This window comes from Nocardioides sp. CPCC 206348, assembly GCF_048654705.1.
Lineage (GTDB): Bacteria > Actinomycetota > Actinomycetes > Propionibacteriales > Nocardioidaceae > Nocardioides.
The window spans coordinates 911-1,760 of the sequence record NZ_JBMCZA010000158.1; the positions used below are offsets into that span (position 1 = coordinate 911).

The 850-nt window shown below is 68.8% G+C and carries 2 protein-coding genes; both read right to left on the reverse strand.

The window, feature by feature from the left end:
* The coding region (locus tag ACOADB_RS11490) for an acyl-CoA dehydrogenase family protein (RefSeq protein ID WP_378598329.1) at nucleotides 1-447 on the reverse strand (447 nt) is incomplete at its 3' end.
* Nucleotides 447-850, reverse strand: a 404-nt coding sequence (locus tag ACOADB_RS11495; protein WP_420280778.1) for an AMP-binding enzyme, incomplete at its 5' end; no start/stop codon positions are given. The genes ACOADB_RS11495 and ACOADB_RS11490, both read right to left, overlap by 1 nt.

Genomic DNA, 850 nt, shown 5'->3' on the forward strand with positions numbered 1-850 from the left:
GCGGTCGTCGTCCCGGCGCGCGGTCGAGCGAAGCGACGCGAGGTCGGAGCCGGCCTCCGGCTCGCTCCAGCACTGGGCCCAGACCGTCTCACCGGTCGCCATCGACGGCAGGAACCGGTCCTGCTGGTCCTTGGTGCCGTGCTCGAACAGGATGGGGGAGAGCAGGAAGATGCCGTTCTGGCCCACCCGCAGGGGAGCGCCGGCGCGGTAGTACTCCTCCTCGAAGACGACCCACTCGACCAGCGACGCACCGCGGCCGTGGTACTCCTCGGGCCAGGACACGACGGACCACCGCGCGTCCGAGAGCTTCGCTTCCCACTGGCGGTGCAGCTCGAAGCCTTCGGCAGTGTCGAGGGACGGCAGTGGCTCCGCCGGAACGTTCGCGGCCAGCCAGGCGCGGGCCTCGGCCTGGAAGGCCAGCTCCGACTCGGAGAGGTTGAGATCCATCAGTTCTTCTTCCCGGGTCCTGAGGTGGGAGCTTGCGAGCCTCGAAGGGCGTTCTTGAGCACCTTGCCCCCGAGGTTCCGGGGGAGTGCGTCGAGGTGCTCGACGATGCGCGGCACCTTGAAGTTTGCGAGGCGGTCCCTCGCGAAGGCGACGACCTCCTCGGAGGTGGGCGTGCCGACGACGTACGCCTTGCCGACCTCGCCCATGCGCTCGTCGGGAACGCCGATGACGGCGACGTCGGTGATGCCCTCCATGCGCATCAGGGCCTGTTCCACCTCGGCGGGATAGACGTTGAAGCCGCCGGAGATGTACATGTCCTTGAGGCGGTCGGTGATCCGCAGGTTGCCCTGGTCGTCGAGGACGCCGATGTCGCCGGTGTGCAGCCATCCGTCGCCGTCGATGG